Origin of the sequence: Elioraea sp. (assembly GCF_022842375.1) — a bacterium.
Taxonomy (GTDB): Bacteria; Pseudomonadota; Alphaproteobacteria; order Acetobacterales; family Acetobacteraceae; genus Elioraea_A.
The window spans coordinates 1-15,138 of sequence record NZ_JALHPR010000025.1; the positions used below are offsets into that span (position 1 = coordinate 1).

At 65.8% G+C, this 15,138-nt stretch carries 17 protein-coding genes; 2 read left to right on the forward strand and 15 right to left on the reverse strand.

What is annotated here, in order from left to right; translation table 11 throughout:
- From trbJ to Q0C38_RS17835, 8 genes are all read right to left on the reverse strand, one after another.
- Nucleotides 1-704, reverse strand: a 704-nt coding sequence (trbJ, locus tag Q0C38_RS17800; RefSeq protein ID WP_291298469.1) for a P-type conjugative transfer protein TrbJ, incomplete at its 3' end; no start/stop codon positions are given.
- Nucleotides 701-3,139, reverse strand: a complete 2,439-nt coding sequence (trbE, locus tag Q0C38_RS17805) for a conjugal transfer protein TrbE (protein ID WP_291298470.1) — start codon at nucleotides 3,137-3,139, stop codon at nucleotides 701-703. The genes trbJ and trbE, both read right to left, overlap by 4 nt.
- 8 nt (nucleotides 3,140-3,147) lie before the next feature.
- The gene (locus tag Q0C38_RS17810) at nucleotides 3,148-3,429 is read right to left on the reverse strand and encodes a VirB3 family type IV secretion system protein (protein WP_291298471.1); all 282 of its coding nucleotides are present in this window, start codon (nucleotides 3,427-3,429) and stop codon (nucleotides 3,148-3,150) included.
- On the reverse strand, nucleotides 3,429-3,761 hold the full coding sequence (locus Q0C38_RS17815; RefSeq protein WP_291298472.1) for a TrbC/VirB2 family protein: 333 nt from the start codon (nucleotides 3,759-3,761) through the stop codon (nucleotides 3,429-3,431). Before Q0C38_RS17815 ends, Q0C38_RS17810 begins: the two co-directional genes overlap by 1 nt.
- Nucleotides 3,758-4,741 carry a P-type conjugative transfer ATPase TrbB gene (gene trbB, locus Q0C38_RS17820; protein ID WP_291298473.1) on the reverse strand — a complete coding sequence of 328 codons (984 nt, stop codon included), beginning with the start codon at nucleotides 4,739-4,741 and terminating at the stop codon, nucleotides 3,758-3,760. Before trbB ends, Q0C38_RS17815 begins: the two co-directional genes overlap by 4 nt.
- 420 nt (nucleotides 4,742-5,161) lie before the next feature.
- Nucleotides 5,162-5,818: a DUF998 domain-containing protein gene (locus tag Q0C38_RS17825; RefSeq protein WP_291298474.1), complete on the reverse strand. Its 657-nt coding sequence runs from the start codon at nucleotides 5,816-5,818 to the stop codon at nucleotides 5,162-5,164.
- A 218-nt stretch (nucleotides 5,819-6,036) separates the two neighbouring features.
- Complete coding sequence (locus Q0C38_RS17830; protein WP_291298475.1) at nucleotides 6,037-6,468, reverse strand: CopG family transcriptional regulator; 432 nt, start codon at nucleotides 6,466-6,468, stop codon at nucleotides 6,037-6,039.
- Nucleotides 6,469-6,476: 8 nt separating this feature from the next.
- Nucleotides 6,477-8,465 (reverse strand): conjugal transfer protein TraG, encoded by a 1,989-nt coding sequence (locus Q0C38_RS17835; RefSeq protein ID WP_291298476.1) that lies wholly within the window; start codon nucleotides 8,463-8,465, stop codon nucleotides 6,477-6,479.
- A 186-nt stretch (nucleotides 8,466-8,651) separates the two neighbouring features.
- On the opposite strand from Q0C38_RS17835, the gene Q0C38_RS17840 reads away from it, so the two are divergent.
- Nucleotides 8,652-9,203 carry a Chromate resistance protein ChrB gene (locus tag Q0C38_RS17840; RefSeq protein ID WP_366937290.1) on the forward strand — a complete coding sequence of 184 codons (552 nt, stop codon included), beginning with the start codon at nucleotides 8,652-8,654 and terminating at the stop codon, nucleotides 9,201-9,203.
- Nucleotides 9,196-10,419: an MFS transporter gene (locus Q0C38_RS17845; protein ID WP_291298478.1), complete on the forward strand. Its 1,224-nt coding sequence runs from the start codon at nucleotides 9,196-9,198 to the stop codon at nucleotides 10,417-10,419. The genes Q0C38_RS17840 and Q0C38_RS17845 overlap by 8 nt, the downstream gene beginning before the upstream one ends.
- Nucleotides 10,420-10,447: 28 nt before the next feature.
- On the opposite strand, the gene Q0C38_RS17850 is transcribed toward Q0C38_RS17845, so the two are convergent.
- From Q0C38_RS17850 to Q0C38_RS17880, 7 genes are all read right to left on the reverse strand, one after another.
- Entirely contained in the window at nucleotides 10,448-12,187 is a 1,740-nt protein-coding gene (locus Q0C38_RS17850; RefSeq protein WP_291298479.1) for a VirD2 family relaxase/mobilization nuclease, read from the reverse strand.
- A gap of 244 nt (nucleotides 12,188-12,431) precedes the next feature.
- On the reverse strand, nucleotides 12,432-13,193 hold the full coding sequence (locus Q0C38_RS17855; protein ID WP_291298480.1) for a lytic transglycosylase domain-containing protein: 762 nt from the start codon (nucleotides 13,191-13,193) through the stop codon (nucleotides 12,432-12,434).
- A 3-nt stretch (nucleotides 13,194-13,196) separates the two neighbouring features.
- Nucleotides 13,197-13,532: a DUF736 domain-containing protein gene (locus tag Q0C38_RS17860; RefSeq protein ID WP_291298481.1), complete on the reverse strand. Its 336-nt coding sequence runs from the start codon at nucleotides 13,530-13,532 to the stop codon at nucleotides 13,197-13,199.
- Nucleotides 13,533-13,576: 44 nt separating this feature from the next.
- Entirely contained in the window at nucleotides 13,577-14,122 is a 546-nt protein-coding gene (locus Q0C38_RS17865; RefSeq protein WP_408870045.1) for a S26 family signal peptidase, read from the reverse strand.
- Entirely contained in the window at nucleotides 14,119-14,625 is a 507-nt protein-coding gene (locus Q0C38_RS17870) for a DUF2840 domain-containing protein (protein WP_291298482.1), read from the reverse strand. The genes Q0C38_RS17865 and Q0C38_RS17870 overlap by 4 nt, the downstream gene beginning before the upstream one ends.
- Complete coding sequence (locus Q0C38_RS17875; protein ID WP_291298483.1) at nucleotides 14,622-14,768, reverse strand: hypothetical protein; 147 nt, start codon at nucleotides 14,766-14,768, stop codon at nucleotides 14,622-14,624. The genes Q0C38_RS17870 and Q0C38_RS17875 overlap by 4 nt, the downstream gene beginning before the upstream one ends.
- Nucleotides 14,765-15,058: an AlpA family transcriptional regulator gene (locus tag Q0C38_RS17880; RefSeq protein ID WP_291298484.1), complete on the reverse strand. Its 294-nt coding sequence runs from the start codon at nucleotides 15,056-15,058 to the stop codon at nucleotides 14,765-14,767. The genes Q0C38_RS17875 and Q0C38_RS17880 overlap by 4 nt, the downstream gene beginning before the upstream one ends.
- Nucleotides 15,059-15,138 lie beyond the last annotated feature (80 nt).

A 15,138-nucleotide genomic window follows, 5' to 3' on the forward strand; every position in this document is an offset into this window, starting at 1 on the left:
AGGAAGCGGCGGCGCTGCTCGCGGCCCTGCTCGGCAGCCGCCGCACGCTCCGCTTCGCTCAGCGCTTGCGCCCGGCCGTTGGCGGCGACGACGGCGGTGAGATCGGCGAGCTGCTGGGCCTGCAACGCGAGAAGCTGGTTGCCGGCCTGCGCCGCCTGCAAGGCGCCGGTCGCGCCTTGGCTCTGGCCGATCAGCGCTGACATCTCGGCGCGGTTGGTGTCGAGATTGCCGACGACGCCGGCCTGAACGCGCATGGCGTCCTGCAGGCCGCCGACCGTGTTCTGCCAGCGCTCGCGGGCCTGCGCCACGAGCTGCTGGTCGGAGGCGGACATCGACGCGCTGCCGTAGGTGGAGATGAAGGCCTGGTCGATCTGCTGGACGTCGTAGGCGATGCGCTGCGCCTGAGCGAGGAGCTGCTGCGTGCGCTGCACGGAGCTTTGCAGGCGCTGAAGCGAGGAGTAAGGCAGGCTCGCGAGGTTGCGCGCCTGGTTGATCAGCATCGTCGCTTCGTTCTGGAGCGAGGCGATCTGGTTGTTGATCTGCTCCAGCGCGCGGGCCGCAGAGAGCACGTTTTGCACGTAGTTCGTTGGGTCGTAGACGATCCACTGCGCGGCCGCCGGCTGGATCATCACGGGCGATATCGCGACGGGGACGGACAGAATCGACGCGGCGAGCATCGCCGTGCGCGAGCGACGGAAATTCATGGCTGGGTCTCCAGGTTGGTGAGGTCGGGGATGAGGTCGGCGGCCCAGGCGACGCCGCGCAGACGCAGCCAGGCCGGCAGGAATCCTTCACGGCCGTGCTCCGCCACGATGCGATCGATCGCGGCCTGATCGGTCTTTGAAGACGCGGCGCAGAGCGCCATCGCCACGTCGGAGAGGCCGAGCTCGAAGAGCCGGTTCCCGCGCCGGGACTGGCAGTAATAGTCGCGCTTCGGCATCGCGCGGGCGAGGATCTCGATCTGGCGGTCGTTGAGGCCGAAGCGGCGGTAGATCGCGGTGATCTGTGGCTCGATCGCGCGCTCGTTCGGCAGCAGCAGCCGGGTCTGGCAGCTCTCGACGATGGCGGGCGCAATGGCCGAGCTGTCGATGTCGGACAGCGATTGGGTGGCGAAGATGACAGAGGCGTTCTTCTTGCGCAGCGTCTTCAGCCACTCGCGAAGCTGGCCGGCGAAGTCCGCGTCATCGAGCGCGAGCCAGCCTTCGTCGACGATAAGCATTGTCGGGCTGCCGTCGAGCCGGTCCTCGATCCGGTGGAAGAGATAGGCGAGCACCGCGGGCGCAGCGGCCGTGCCGATCAGGCCCTCGGTCTCGAACGCCTGCACCAAGGCTTCGCCAAGATGCTCGCTCTCGGCATCGAGCAGCCGGCCATAAGCGCCGCCGACGCAGTAGGGCCGGAGCGCCTGTTTGAGGTCGTTCGATTGCAGGAGGACGGCCAGGCCGGTGAGCGTGCGTTCGCCGGCGGGCGCGCTCGCGAGCGAGGTCAGCGCCGTCCAGATGTATTCCTTCACTTCGGGGGTGATCGTCACGCCCTCGCGCTCAAGGATCGCGATGATCCAGTCCGCCGCCCAGGCGCGTTCCGGCACGTGGTGGATGCGGGCGAGCGGCTGCAGCAAGACGCTGTCGGCCGCGCTTTCCGTCAGGCCGCCCCCGAGATCGTGCCAGTCGCCGCCCATCGCGAGCGCCGCGGCCCGGATGCTGCCCCCGAAGTCGAAAGCGAAGACCTGTGCGCCCGGATAGCGCCGGAACTGCAGCGCCATCAGCGCCAGGAGCACGGATTTGCCGGCGCCGGTCGGCCCGACGACGAGCGTGTGACCGACATCGCCGACATGAAGGGAAAACCGGAACGGGGTCGAGCCTTCGGTCTTGCCGAAGAGCAGAGGGGGTGCTGCAAAATGCTCGTCCCGTTCCGGCCCCGCCCACACCGCCGACAGCGGAATCATGTGGGCGAGATTGAGTGTGGAGATCGGCGGCTGGCGGACGTTGGCGTAGACATGGCCCGGCAGCGAGCCAAGCCAGGCATCGGCGGCGTTGATCGTCTCCGCCATCGCGGTAAAGTCGCGGCCCTGAACGATCTTCTCCACCAGGCGCAGCTTCTCGGCGGCGATGCGCGCATCGGCGTCCCAGACCGCGACCGTCGCGGTGACATAGGCCTGGCCGGCATAGTCCTGCCCAAGTTCCTGGAGCGCCAAGTCGGCATCCGCCGCTTTGTTCGCCGCGTCGGTATCGACGAGCACCGAGGCCTCGTTGGTCATCACCTCCTTCAGGATCGCCATGATGCTCTTGCGCTTGGCGAACCACTGGCGCCGGATTCTGGTGAGCAGCCTGGTGGCGTCGGTCTTGTCGAGAAGGATGGCGCGCGTCGACCAGCGGTACGGAAAGGCGAGCCGGTTCAGGTCGTCGAGCAGCCCGGGCGTTGTCGCCGTCGGGAAGCCGACGATCGTCAGGATGCGCAGATGCGCATCGCCGAGACGCGGCTCGAGCCCGCCCGTGAGCGGCTGATCGGCGAGCAGCGCGTCGAGATACATTGGCGTCTCGGGCACGCGCACGCGGTGGCGTTTGGTCGAGACGGTCGAATGAAGATAGGTCAGCGTTTCGCCGTCATCGAGCCATGCGCATTCCGGCATGAAGTTCTCGATGAGCTGGAGCACGCGGTCGGTGCGATCAGCAAAGCCGCGTAGCGCCTCATGTGGGTCAAGACCGTTGTCAGCCTTGCCTTCATAGAGCCAGCTCTCGGCGCGGGCGGCGTCCTCGGCTGGCGGCAGATAGACGAAAGTCAGGAAGTAGCTGGACTCGAAGTGCGAGGCGTCTTCTTCGAAATCGGCCTTGCGCTCGGCGTCGACCAGGGCCGACGCGGCCTCAGGAAAGCGGCTCGCCGGATAAGCTCCTGCGCCATGGCGCTGCGCTTCGACGAAAATCGCCCATCCCAAGCCGAGCCGGCGGAAGGCGTTGTTGAGCCGGCCGGCCACTGCGACGAGTTCGGCCGGCACCGCCGAGTCGAGGTCGGGACCGCGAAATCGGGCGGTCCGCTGGAAGCTGCCATCCTTATTGAGGACGATGCCCTCGCCCGCGAGCGCGGCCCAGGGCAGGAAGTCCGCGAGGCGGGTCGCGGTCCGGCGATACTCGGCGAGGTTCATCATGGTCGGCCTCAGACGCTCAGGTGGGCGGGGATGCGGAGGTGACGGCGCACCACGTCGACGAACTGCGGATCGCGTTTGGCCGCCCACACGGCCGCGAAATGGCCGATCGCCCAAAGCCCGAGACCGACAAGCCAGAGGCGCAGGCCGAGCCCGATCGCCGCCGCCAGCGTGCCGTTGAGGATAGCGATCGAACGCGGCGCGCCGCCGAGCAGAATGTGCTCGGTGAGCGCGCGATGGACCGGGACGGCGTAGCCTGGCACCTCGCGGGCGCTGTCGATCAGGCTCGCCATCAGACGAGCGCTCCGCCGCCGAAAGAGAAGAACGACAGGAAGAAGCTCGACGCGGCGAAGGCGATCGAGAGGCCGAAGACGATCTGGATCAGCTTGCGGGCGCCGCCCGACGTGTCGCCGAAGGCCAGTGTCAGGCCGGTGATGATGATGATCATCACGGCGATGATCTTGGCGACCGGACCCTCGATGGATTCGAGGATCGATTGCAGCGGCGCTTCCCACGGCATCGACGAACCGGATGCATGGGCGGCCGGAGCCAGCATCATGCTGACGATGGTGACGGACACGGCCGTCGCGATATGACGGCGAATACGGAAGGCATGGCGGATCATGCGGGATCTCCTGAGGTAGGTTGGGTCACGGGGATGACGCGGTAGTCGCCGTCCGGCTTGAGACCCTCGACGCGGGCGAGTTCAGCGAGGCGGCGATGCGAGCCGCGGCCACTGAGCACCGCGACGAGATCGATGGTCTCGGCGATCAGTGCGCGCGGGACGGTGATTACGGCTTCTTGGATGAGCTGCTCGAGCCGGCGCAGCGCGCCGAGCGCGTTGCCGGCGTGGATGGTGCCGATGCCGCCGGGGTGTCCCGTACCCCATGCCTTGAGCAGGTCCAGCGCCTCGGCGCCGCGTACCTCTCCGATCGGAATGCGATCCGGACGGAGGCGAAGCGAGGAGCGGACGAGATCGGAAAGCGATGCGACGCCGTCCTTCGTCCGCATGGCTACCAGGTTGGGCGCGGCGCATTGCAGCTCGCGCGTATCCTCGATCAGGACAACGCGATCGGAGGACTTTGAGACCTCGGCAAGCAAGGCGTTGGTGAGCGTGGTCTTGCCGGTTGAGGTGCCGCCGGCGACGAGGATGTTGCGACGGTCCGCGACGGCGCGGCGGAGGATTTCAGCCTGTTCGGCCGACATGATCTCGGCGGCGACGTAGTCAGCGAGCGTGAAGACAGCGACGGCCGGTTTGCGGATCGCGAACGCCGGGGCCGCCACGACAGGAGGCAGGAGGCCTTCGAACCGCTCCCCCGTCTCGGGAAGCTCCGCCGAAACGCGCGGTGAACCGGAATGAACCTCGGCGCCGACGTGATGCGCGACGAGGCGAACGATGCGTTCGCCATCAGCGGGCGACAGACGCTCTCCAGTGTCGGAGAGCCCCTCGGAGAGCCGGTCGATCCAGAGCCGCCCGTCGGGATTGAGCATTACCTCGACGATCGACGGGTCTTCCAGGAATCCGGCGATGGCGGGGCCAAGGGCGGTGCGCAACATGCGCGCGCCTCGCAGGATCGCCTCGGATTGCTGGTGAGAAACCGCCATGTCGTCCCCGTTTTGTACGGGACCGCAGATGTGCGGCCCTGGATCGGGGATCAGTAGAAGAGGCAGAAATCAGGGCATGACAACAACCACAATGGGGTCGTAGTGCTGTGGCGTACAAAGACAGGGCGACGGCGGAATTGCCAAACTCTTGCGACGCCTCGCGCGATGATTATTCCGCACCCGGGAGGCCTGCGACATCGTCCGAAATCTCCTCACGCAACTTCGGTCCCTTCGCGAGTCGGCGTTCGAGGGCGCCACATAGACATTCCCCCACGAGGGCGAAGGCAGGACATCAGGAGATTCTGGGCGGAGGCGATCTGCCTGCCATCGGTATCGGTGATCCGATCACGTGGATCACTTCGCTCGTTCCAACAGGATGATGGTCCTCGCCACTTCAGTCGTCTCCCTCGAGGTTGTTGATCAAGCGGTCTCTCTGGCGGTCTCGCGACAGCTCGGGGGAAATTCACGCGGCGCCAGAAGGGCCAGAACCACAAGCCACAGAAAGTAAACGTAGCAATTGATCCGCTCGTATGCGCCCGCCCAGGGCGTGTCGTCTTCGGTAATCCCGGTCATGGCCCCGGAGGCAGCGACTCCGAAGGCGATGATCACGGCAAGCGCCACGAATGCGAACGGCCGGAACCATCCCCGTATGGCAATGGCGGACAATGCTACCGCAGCCCCGACCAAGAGGCTGAAGGCGATGGTCGTTTGGGCATGCAAGGTGTCGTTGACGCCCGTCTGCATGCCCCGCGAACTCATCGCCCAGATCGTATGGGTCGGCAGCGTTACCAGGTTTGCGGCACTCACCAGCGCGCCGGTCCAGCGAAGAGCGCGTGAGCACGCCGAACGGAAAAGGCACACGCCGAAGATCACGAGCAGGCCGCCGTGCGCAAGCATGATCGTCATCATGAACGCCCGCACGGGCGACCCGAATGCGGTCAGTTCGCTGATTGCTTGGTCGCGAAAACTGTATCCTGTGTACAGGAGTCCGGAAACAACATCACCGACGCCGTAGATGACGACTGCCAAGATCGCCATCAACGGCAAGAGTTTTTGCGAACCGGCGCTGTCAGACATCACCTTGCTTCAATCACTCCGGTCGCTTCATGAGCCCTCGTCGCCATTGCTGACGGCTCGTAGATATTGGCGTAATCGTACCATGCACCGTGCTACCCCAGCCCAACCAGTTGCGGTAGCGGGCTGAATGGGCACCGACGATCCGGATCGTCGAGATTGCCGCCGGCAGATGTGCTTCGGATTCCAGCTCTATTCCCCGTGCGCATGACGCCGCGGCCTCAAGCATCTCGCCTCGGCTCGATGTCTTCGGAAATCTCTTCCCGCAGCTTCGGTCCCTTCGCGAGTCGCCGTCCGAGCGCGGCGACGAAGGCGTCGTACCGCTCGCCCGCCTGGGCGCGTGCAGCCGCTTGCGCCGGCTCCGGCAGCGGTGGATTGGTCGCGAGCCAATGGCGGACAAAAACGGCCAGCATCTCCACGGCAATGCCGAGGTCGCGCTCCAGGCGCGTCATGCGCCGGTCGAGCTGGTCCAATCGCTTGGTGGTCGCCGCCTCCTGGCGCTCGGCGGCGTCGGGCGACAGGAAGGAGGCGATCGCCGCTTCCGCGATCAGCGATCGCGATTGATCGCGGCGCGCGGCATAGGCCGCGAGCGACCTCAGGATGTCCGGTTCGAGATAGACCGAGAGGCGCTGCTTCTTCGGAGTCTTCGTCATGGTTATGCTCAGAGGTCCATCCCGTCGTTGGGATCAAGCGAGACTTGCCGCGCGATGCCTTGCATCACGCGGGTGAGCCGGCCCGCACGCGCGGCGTCACCATCGGCATCGTCGACATCATCGGGGTCGAACTCGTTGCCGATCGGCTCTTTCTTCTCGACGGTCCTCGCCGCGGTCAATTCGGGTTGCCGACGCCGTTCCGAGCCCGTCGGGTCGTCGTCATCGCCAGCGCCGTCCTGCCGGGCGGCCCCATCGTGTTCCGACCGCAACGGCACTGGCAGGGTGCTCCAATCGTCGGGCTTTCCCGCCGCTGGCTTTCCAAGCTCCGGCGGCGGCAGCACGCGTTCTTGAAAGCGGCGATCCTCGAAGTAGCGCGCCTTCTTGGCGCGGATCGGCGGCGTGCCGGCCACCATGACGATCTCATCGGCGGGCGGGAGCTGCATCACCTCGCCCGGCGTCAGCAGCGGGCGCGCGGTCTCCGACCGCGACACCATCAGATGGCCGAGCCACGGGCTGAGCCTATGCCCGGCGTAGTTGCGCATCGCCCGCAATTCGGTCGCGGTCCCCAGCGCGTCAGAGACGCGCTTGGCTGTGCGTTCGTCGTTGGTGGCGAAGCTGACGCGGACATGGCAGTTGTCGAGGATCGAGTTGTTCGGGCCATACGCTTTCTCGATCTGATTGAGCGACTGCGCGATCAGGAAGCTCTTGAGCCCGTAGCCCGCCATGAATGCCAAGGCGCTCTCGAAGAAGTCGAGGCGCCCGAGCGCGGGAAACTCGTCGAGCATGAGCAGCAGCCGATGCCGCTTGCGTCTGGCGTTGAGATCCTCGGTCAACCGGCGCCCGATCTGATTGAGGATGAGACGGATCAGCGGCTTCGTCCGGGCGATGTCGGAGGGCGGCACCACGAGGTAGAGCGTCGATGGCTGTGGCCCGCCGACAATGTCGGCGATGCGCCAATCGCAGCGGCGCGTCACTTCGGCCACTACCGGATCGCGATAGAGCCCGAGAAACGACATGGCGGTCGACAGGACGCCTGAGCGCTCATTGTCAGATTTGTTCAGGAGCTCGCGCGCGGCCGAGGCGATGACGGGGTGAGGACCCGCCTCACCAAGATGCGGCGTTTTCATCATGGCGGCGAGCGTCGACTCGATCGGGCGCTTCGGATCGGACAGGAACGCGGCGACGCCCGCGAGGGTCTTGTCCGCCTCCGCATAGAGGACATGGAGAATAGCGCCGACCAGCAGCGCGTGGCTGGTTTTCTCCCAATGGTTCCGCTTCTCCAGGCTCCCTTCCGGATCGACCAGGATGTCGGCGATGTTCTGCACGTCGCGTACTTCCCATGCGCCGCGGCGGACCTCGAGCAGCGGGTTGTAGGCGGACGACTTCGCGTTGGTGGGATCGAACAGCAGCACGCGTCCATGCCGGGCGCGGAAGCCCGCCGTGAGCTGCCAGTTCTCGCCCTTGATGTCGTGAACGATGGCGGAGCCCGGCCAGGTCAACAGCGACGGCACGACCAGGCCGACACCCTTGCCGGAGCGGGTCGGCGCGAAACACAGCACATGCTCCGGCCCGTCATGACGAAGATAGGCGCGGTCGAACTTGCCGAGCACCACGCCATCGGGTCCGAGCAATCCGGCGGCTCGCACCTCGTCGGCTCGCGCCCAGCGCGCCGAGCCATAGGTCTCGACATTCTTGGCCTCGCGCGCTCGCCAGACCGACATGCCGATCGCGGCGGCGATGGCGATGAAGCCGCCCGAGGCGGCGATGTAGGCGCCCTCGACGAAGATCGGCGGCGCATAGGCGTCGTAGAAATACCACCACCAGAAGAAGGCCGGCGGATGGTAGACCGGCCAGCCGAACAGCTCGAACCATGGCCGCCCGAGCTGCGGCTGGAAGCCAAGTTGCCACGCCGTCCACTGCGTTGCCGTCCATGTCGTCGTGAGGACGATCAGGGAGACGACGAGGATCTGGCCCCAAAGAATCTTGGTGGCTGACACCTGACCTTCTCCTTTCGCATAGAAGGTCGGTGGCCAAAGAGGCTCGTTTCAAGCCTAAAGCGCGCGCTGCATGAACTGATCGTGCTGTGGCGCAGGAATACAGGGAATGGCGTAGATCGACGATCAAGCCCAGCCTACATGAAACACGTGTTGCATGCGGTCGGCGCGTCGCATACCTTGCAACACATGTTGCATCCGTGGCTCGTTCTGTCCCTCCAGCTCCCGGCCGCGCCGTCTAGCGCGCGCGTAGCGGCTTGGCGTCGCCTCAAGTTTGTCGGTGCAGCGGGGATGACGAACGGCACGTGGGTGCTCCCGCATGGCGCCGAGCATCAGAAGCTCTTCAATGAAGTGGCATCCGCGGTGCGAGGGCATGGGGGACAAGCCTTCCTGTTTTCGGCCGAGTCGCTTGGCCCGGAGGAAGATGCGGCGGTTCGGAAACGGTTCGAAGAGGATCGCGGACGCGAATACGACGAGCTGGCGGAACATACCGGCGCATTTCTTCAAGAGCTGGAGCGGGAAACCGCGCTGGAAAAGTTCACCTTCGCCGAGCTGGAGGAGGTGGAGGACGATTTTCAGAAACTGGAATCCTGGCTTGGCAAAGTCCGCCCCCGCGACTTTTTCGCTGGGGAGCGGCTGCAAGGGGCGATGGCTGAAATTGAGCGTTGCCGCGCTGCCCTCGCCGTCTTTGCTGCAGAGGTTTATGCGCGCGAAGGGGTGACGGGGGGCTCTGATGGCTGAGGAATTGAAGCCGAGGCTGGGCTGGCGCGCCATCCCCAAGCCGATCTGGGCGCTCGGGTTCGTTTCAATGCTGATGGATATGTCGTCAGAGATGATTCACGCCTTGCTGCCCGTCTATCTGGTGACTGTCATGGGCGCCTCGATGGTGACGGTTGGCGTCATCGAGGGCATTGCCGAGGCGACCGCGTCTATCGTGAAAATCTTCTCGGGCGCGATCTCCGACTGGTTCGGCAAGCGCAAATTGCTCGCCGTCATCGGCTACGGCCTCGCGGCGCTCACCAGGCCCATCTTCCCCCTTGCCTCCACCGTGAGCTGGCTGGTGGTCGCGCGCTTCATCGATCGGGTCGGCAAAGGAATTCGGGGCGCGCCGCGTGACGCCCTGGTGGCGGACATCGCACCACCGCACCTCCGGGGCGCCAGCTTTGGGCTTCGCCAGTCGCTCGACACCGTGGGCGCCTTCGTCGGGCCGCTGGCTGCGGTCGGCCTCATGTGGCTTATGTCCAACGACTTCCAGGGTGTGTTCTGGGTGGCTGCGATCCCGGCCATTCTCGCTGTCGGGCTACTCTTGTTTGCTGTGCACGAACCGGAGCGTCCAGCAGGCCTCCGCAAGGTGCGCTTCCCGCTGAGCTTGCCCGAGCTGCGGCGGCTGGGTTCCGCGTACTGGCTCGTCGTCGCGGTGGCGACCGTGTTCACCTTGGCGCGATTCAGCGAGGCGTTCCTGATCCTGCGTGCCCAAGCGGTCGGCCTGCCGATTGTGCTCGTCCCGATGGTGTTGGTGGTGATGAACGTCGTCTACGCACTTACGGCGTATCCCGCCGGCGTGCTTGCGGACCGGTTCAACCGCCTCACTGTGCTCATGATCGGCTTCGCACTCTTGATCGCGGCCGACCTGACCCTCGCGTTCTCGGGTAGCCTGCTCGGGGTGACACTGGGCGTGGTGCTATGGGGCCTGCATATGGGCTTCACCCAAGGGCTACTGGCGACGCTTGTCGCCGATACCGCGCCTCCTGAGCTTCGCGGCACCGCTTTCGGAGTCTTCAACCTCCTCGGGGGCCTGGCGCTGCTCGCCGCGAGCGTCATTGCGGGTCTCCTGTGGGATCAGCTTGGTGCACAGGCGACATTCCTCGCCGGCGCCGGACTCACGGCTCTCGCGCTGGTGGGATTGGGCATCGTGCGCTGGCGCCTTCCTGATCTCGCGGTGTCTCACCGACCTTGAAATGTAGCTCGCCGGCCACCCGGTATGATTAGAGACCCAATCCCCGCTTGCGGCCGAAGCTCCAATCGATGCCGCCGTCGCTTCGGACGACGCCGGAGACATGCCGGCCGAGCTGTTTTTCGAGTGATGGCGACCAGGGAACGAGTTGGAAGCCGAGGCCGTCATCAATCATCGCGAACCGGCCGGAAGCGAGCGCGAAGCGCTGCCTGTAGGTGCCGGCGACATATTCGCCAGTCGAAGACTGCGTCAGTGGCCGCCCGCGTTCCGCCGAAAGCCTTTCGCCGAGGGCATCCAGCTCACGCCGGCGCAGCGTCTCGATCAGGTTGCGGCTAAAGCTGACGCCACGGCTCTGACGTTCCGCCAGACCTTGCGTGATCAGGTGTTCGGCGCGGCGGTCCAGCGCCGCGCGCACCTCGGCGCCGAAGCCGCCACCCCCGAGCGCGACGGGCTCACGGGCGATCGCCTGCCGGTCAAGCCAAGTGGCGCCCGTCGCTGTGATCTGGCGCTCGATCGAGAGGTCCGAACGGACCGCCAGCGCGACGCGGCGTCGGCCTTGGGCGTCGTCGAACTTGCGCAGCTCGACGATCGAACCCGGCGCGCTGTCGCCGGCGGCGTCGAGGTCGGGCAGCTTGAGGTGATGGGTCCGCCCGTCCGTCCCGTCGACCACGGCATAGGCGCTGCCCTTCAGTTCGTCGTCGAGGCCGCGGGCGACCAGTCGGCCGACGACGGGATCGTCCAGGCTTTCGCCGGCCAGCACATAGCTCGCGACGCCGCGTTCGATCCCGCGTTCGGCCAGGCCGCGATGGATGCGTTTGACGATGTCGCCGCGTTCACCGAGCTGGCGCAGCGTCGTCTCGGCGTTCTCCGAAATCGCCCACTGGCCGGGACCGATCTGCTCGGCAAGGCCGAGGGACTCAAGCTTTCGCAGGCGTCCAACTTTGAGCGCATGAAATTCGTCGGGCTGGCGGTCGGGCCGCGGCGCGAGGTCGACGACGCCGGTGCGGTAGCTGTCGCGAGCGAGCTGCCGATCAAGATTGGTCCAGCGCCCCGTGTCGATTTGGCGCTCGAGCGTGCGGCGGATTTCATGATCGGTGCGCGGTCCCAGTTCTTGGGTAAGCAGATCCCGCGCCCGATCCCGCATCCCCTCCTTGATGTAGTCGCGGGAGATGACGAGATTCTCGCTGTCCTCGCGCACGCCGCGCACGATCAGATGGACGTGCGGATGTTCGGTGTTCCAGTGATCGACGGCGACCCATTCGAGCTTGGTGCCGAGGTCCTTCTCCATCTGCCCGACCAAATCGCGTGCGAAAGCCTTGAGGTCTGACATCTCCACAGCGTCGTCCGGCGAGACGATGAAGCGGAAATGGTGCCGGTCATCCTCGCAGCGCTCGGCGAATTCCTTCGGATCGACGTCATCCGCACCGGGGCCGAACAGCCTGGCCTTCTCTCCGTCCCGGGTGACGCCGTCGCGGCGCAGATAGTTGAGATGGGTAGCGAGTGGCGCGCCGCGTCCGGCGTGACGGACGACGCGCGCCTTGACGACGGCGCCGCGTGAGCGGGAGGTGATAAGCCGGTTGGCCTGCACCGACGCGCGCTGGCCCAGGCCGAACCGGGAGCGGTGGCCAGGCCCGATCGTCCCCTTGCGGGAGACGGAGCCGCCGGCGCGCTGGGCGGCGGCGAGCGCCTGGGCGATGAACGGTCTCGCGCGCTGCGCGCGCGTTGAGCGGATGCGGCCTGGCCGGACGCGGAAATCGTCTTCGCTGCTCATCGCCGCGAGCCCGCACATCGCGCCATCGCGCGGATAATCCTGGAGAATCGCGGAACCCGCAGGCTGCGCCGGTCAGGCGCACCTCGCGAATTCGCGGCGTAAGCCATTGAAAAAGCACAACCGAACCAAGGCGCACATCGCGCCCCTTTATCCTGCCATCGTGCGGTCGTGTTGCCCTGCTTCCCCCTCTGCGCACTCCATGATGCGACGGCGCACGCCAGACTGCGAAAGAGGGTGACGCTCGTCATCGCGGGCCTCGGTTTACGGATCGCGCAACGAACAGGCCAGCCGACTGCGGCATGATCGCGGAAACCTCGCGCACCGGAACTGCTGCCGGAGCGTCGTCCGAGTGGCTTTCCGACTGCGCTGGATCAACGCTGGTCATGCCGTCGGTGCGCGTGATAAACAGTGGTGCGCGAGTCCAGTCGCGAGGATCGGCTGCGGCGACGGTGATTATTGCGGGCAATTCACCGCCGCCGAAGGAAGGGACCAATGCGTTGACATACGCGCGGGTTTCGGCCGGCAACGGGCGTCCGGCGAGATACTCTTCGTAGCGTCCAGGTCCCGCGTTATAGGCCGCAAGAAAGCCCGGCGAACCATAGCGATCATGCATCTCGCGCAAGAATGCCGCGCCCGCCAGAATGTTGTCACGCGGATCATATGGATCACGTCCGAGGCGATGGCGGATGCGGAGTTCCGCCCAGGTCTCAGGCATGATTTGCATCAAACCCATCGCGCCGGCAGAGGAGATCGCACGCACATCGCCCGCGCTTTCCACACGCATGACGGCGCGAATCCACGCAGCCGGAATGCCGAAGCGCTGCGCAGCTTCGTCAATGTAGACGGCGAACGGATGGGTCGGCGCTGTTCGTGTGGCCGGCGTATTCTGAGCGTTGGCCGTGGCGCTGAACGACGTGCCAAGGAGCATACCGGAAAGGAGAAGGAAGGCTGTCAGTCGGACGGTGCTGAGCCGCCCGACGACAGCGCGATGGCGCGAGGCGGACATCGTTCAGTCCCGCTCGCTGCGCTTGGGCGGTCGATTCCAGTGCAGATTCCAGGCGGATTTATCGTCTGTCGATTGGAATAGATTTGCACGGATCGGCTGGGCCAGCGTGGGGTCGTCGATCTGCAAGGAGACGTAGTCGCCGGCCTTTTCGCCGGTGCGTTTCCAGCCCGCGCCGATCTCCGGTCCGTCCTCATTGCCGTGATGAATACGATAGTCCGGCGCGTTCTCGACATCGGACGGCTCGGCCGGAACGATGGTGAGATCGCGATAGAGAGTGAGCGTGTGAATGCGCCCGACGAAGCGGGCGTTGTCGCGGGTGAATTGACCGATCTGCGCCATGGATATCTCCTTTGTGTTGCGGTGTGGGCGGAAAGGCGCGTCGTTCACCGCGTTGCGGCGCGCCATTCGAAGCGGCCGTCGCCGTCTTCATCGGTCCACAGCGGAGTGGCGCGGCCGATGATCGAGCGTGCGGAAACTGGGCCGAAGTAGCGGCCATCGAGGCTGTCCTCGACGGACCAGTTCATGAGGAAGATCTCGCCCTCAGCGATGCGCCGGCAGCCGTGCCAGACCGGGAGTTCGCGGCCGAGCCGATCGCGGTCGAGCGCCTCACCCATGGCGACGCCGTTGATCGTCACGCGTGCGCCAATGCGGCAGACCTGCTGTCCGTGAAGTGCGGCGACGCGCTTCATGAGAGGGACGCCGCGCGGCAGATAGCCACGCTCAGCGAGGAATGACGCGAGCGGCTCCGGGGCGTCCACGGCGACGACGTCGGTCACTTCGAGCCGAGGCGCCCGATCGAGTGCATAGAGTCCGACCGGTGTGCTAGCGGATGCGTTCCAGATCAGCCTTGGCGTGATGTGGATGAGCGACAGGCCGCCGATCAGCATCACGGTGAAGTACGTCGTCATGACGTAGCCGAAGCGGGTCATGGTTCGACCCTTCGGCGCAAAAGGATGGCTCGATGCTGTTCGGCCGTGTAGCTGCGTGGCTCTTGGCCGGCAGCGAGACGGTTGTGTACGTGCCGCCAATGATGCGGCGAGACCTCGGAGGGATTGATGCCGAGCGACTCGATCGCGTCGACGATCTGGAGTACGCGCCCGACTTTCGGCCAGCTCTCGGCCTTCAGCAGGATGTCGCCACCGGGGCGCACGAAGGGCAGCGTCTGATAGGCTTCGCCCGGCGAGATCGCGCGCACGATGTCGATGCGTGAGATGATCGTCCCGAAGTCGTTGGCCGCCCAACGGACGAAGGCGAAGACGCTGTGAGGCGGGAAGCTGACGACGCGCCGCCGCCGGTCGAGAATCTGTTCGTGGACGTCCTGACCGAACCTGACCCAGTATTCGATTTTCTTTTCAATCCAAGTCAGTTCGACGTGAGTCAGACCAACCACCGCCGGCGTCGCGACGCGACGCAAGCCAGGCGCGCCGTTCATGGCGTACCTCCTTCGGTTGGGGGAAATTCGCGGGCGTGCAGGTCGTAGAGCATGTCGGCTCCAGTGCTTGCCCAATCACCGGCGAGATGGAGCGAAAGCGTCTTGCCGACGCCGTCCTGCTGCTTGAGGAGCGCGAAGATCATGACGCGCCGCCACCGCGCCGGGCAGCAATCCTCTGGACGATCCCTGCGTGGGGCTTGGCGGGATGGATCGTGTCATGACCCGGATCGGATGTGGAAAGCCGCGTGCCGCGATTGGCCCAGGCCTGGAGGTCATCGAGAGCGTAGACAATGCGGCCGCCCAGCTTGCGATAGACTGGTCCGGTGCCGTAGGTGCGATGCTTCTCAAGTGTGCGGCCGGACAGGCCAAGAAAGCGCGCCGCCTCAGGCGTGCGGAGATAGCGTGGCGGGGGGTCGGATCGCGTTGCTGACATATTGCCTCCGGGCGTTGGCTGCGCCTCCAGCGTGCGGTGGCGGAGCGGCGATCACGATGGCGAGCCAGCGGCGTCAGGGT

What these genes read in the sequence shown, in the direction of transcription:
- trbE (WP_291298470.1), bottom strand. Translation starts at nt 3,139, where the DNA reads ATGATGAACCTCGCCGAGTATCGCCGGACCGCGACCCGCCTCGCGGAC.
- Q0C38_RS17810 (WP_291298471.1), bottom strand. Translation starts at nt 3,429, where the DNA reads ATGGCGAGCCTGATCGACAGCGCCCGCGAGGTGCCAGGCTACGCCGTC.
- Q0C38_RS17815 (WP_291298472.1), bottom strand. Translation starts at nt 3,761, where the DNA reads ATGATCCGCCATGCCTTCCGTATTCGCCGTCATATCGCGACGGCCGTG.
- trbB (WP_291298473.1), bottom strand. Translation starts at nt 4,741, where the DNA reads ATGGCGGTTTCTCACCAGCAATCCGAGGCGATCCTGCGAGGCGCGCGC.
- Q0C38_RS17825 (WP_291298474.1), bottom strand. Translation starts at nt 5,818, where the DNA reads ATGTCTGACAGCGCCGGTTCGCAAAAACTCTTGCCGTTGATGGCGATC.
- Q0C38_RS17830 (WP_291298475.1), bottom strand. Translation starts at nt 6,468, where the DNA reads ATGACGAAGACTCCGAAGAAGCAGCGCCTCTCGGTCTATCTCGAACCG.
- Q0C38_RS17840 (WP_366937290.1), top strand. Translation starts at nt 8,652, where the DNA reads ATGTTGCATCCGTGGCTCGTTCTGTCCCTCCAGCTCCCGGCCGCGCCG.
- Q0C38_RS17845 (WP_291298478.1), top strand. Translation starts at nt 9,196, where the DNA reads ATGGCTGAGGAATTGAAGCCGAGGCTGGGCTGGCGCGCCATCCCCAAG.
- Q0C38_RS17850 (WP_291298479.1), bottom strand. Translation starts at nt 12,187, where the DNA reads ATGAGCAGCGAAGACGATTTCCGCGTCCGGCCAGGCCGCATCCGCTCA.
- Q0C38_RS17855 (WP_291298480.1), bottom strand. Translation starts at nt 13,193, where the DNA reads ATGTCCGCCTCGCGCCATCGCGCTGTCGTCGGGCGGCTCAGCACCGTC.
- Q0C38_RS17860 (WP_291298481.1), bottom strand. Translation starts at nt 13,532, where the DNA reads ATGGCGCAGATCGGTCAATTCACCCGCGACAACGCCCGCTTCGTCGGG.
- Q0C38_RS17865 (WP_408870045.1), bottom strand. Translation starts at nt 14,122, where the DNA reads ATGACCCGCTTCGGCTACGTCATGACGACGTACTTCACCGTGATGCTG.
- Q0C38_RS17870 (WP_291298482.1), bottom strand. Translation starts at nt 14,625, where the DNA reads ATGAACGGCGCGCCTGGCTTGCGTCGCGTCGCGACGCCGGCGGTGGTT.
- Q0C38_RS17875 (WP_291298483.1), bottom strand. Translation starts at nt 14,768, where the DNA reads ATGATCTTCGCGCTCCTCAAGCAGCAGGACGGCGTCGGCAAGACGCTT.
- Q0C38_RS17880 (WP_291298484.1), bottom strand. Translation starts at nt 15,058, where the DNA reads ATGTCAGCAACGCGATCCGACCCCCCGCCACGCTATCTCCGCACGCCT.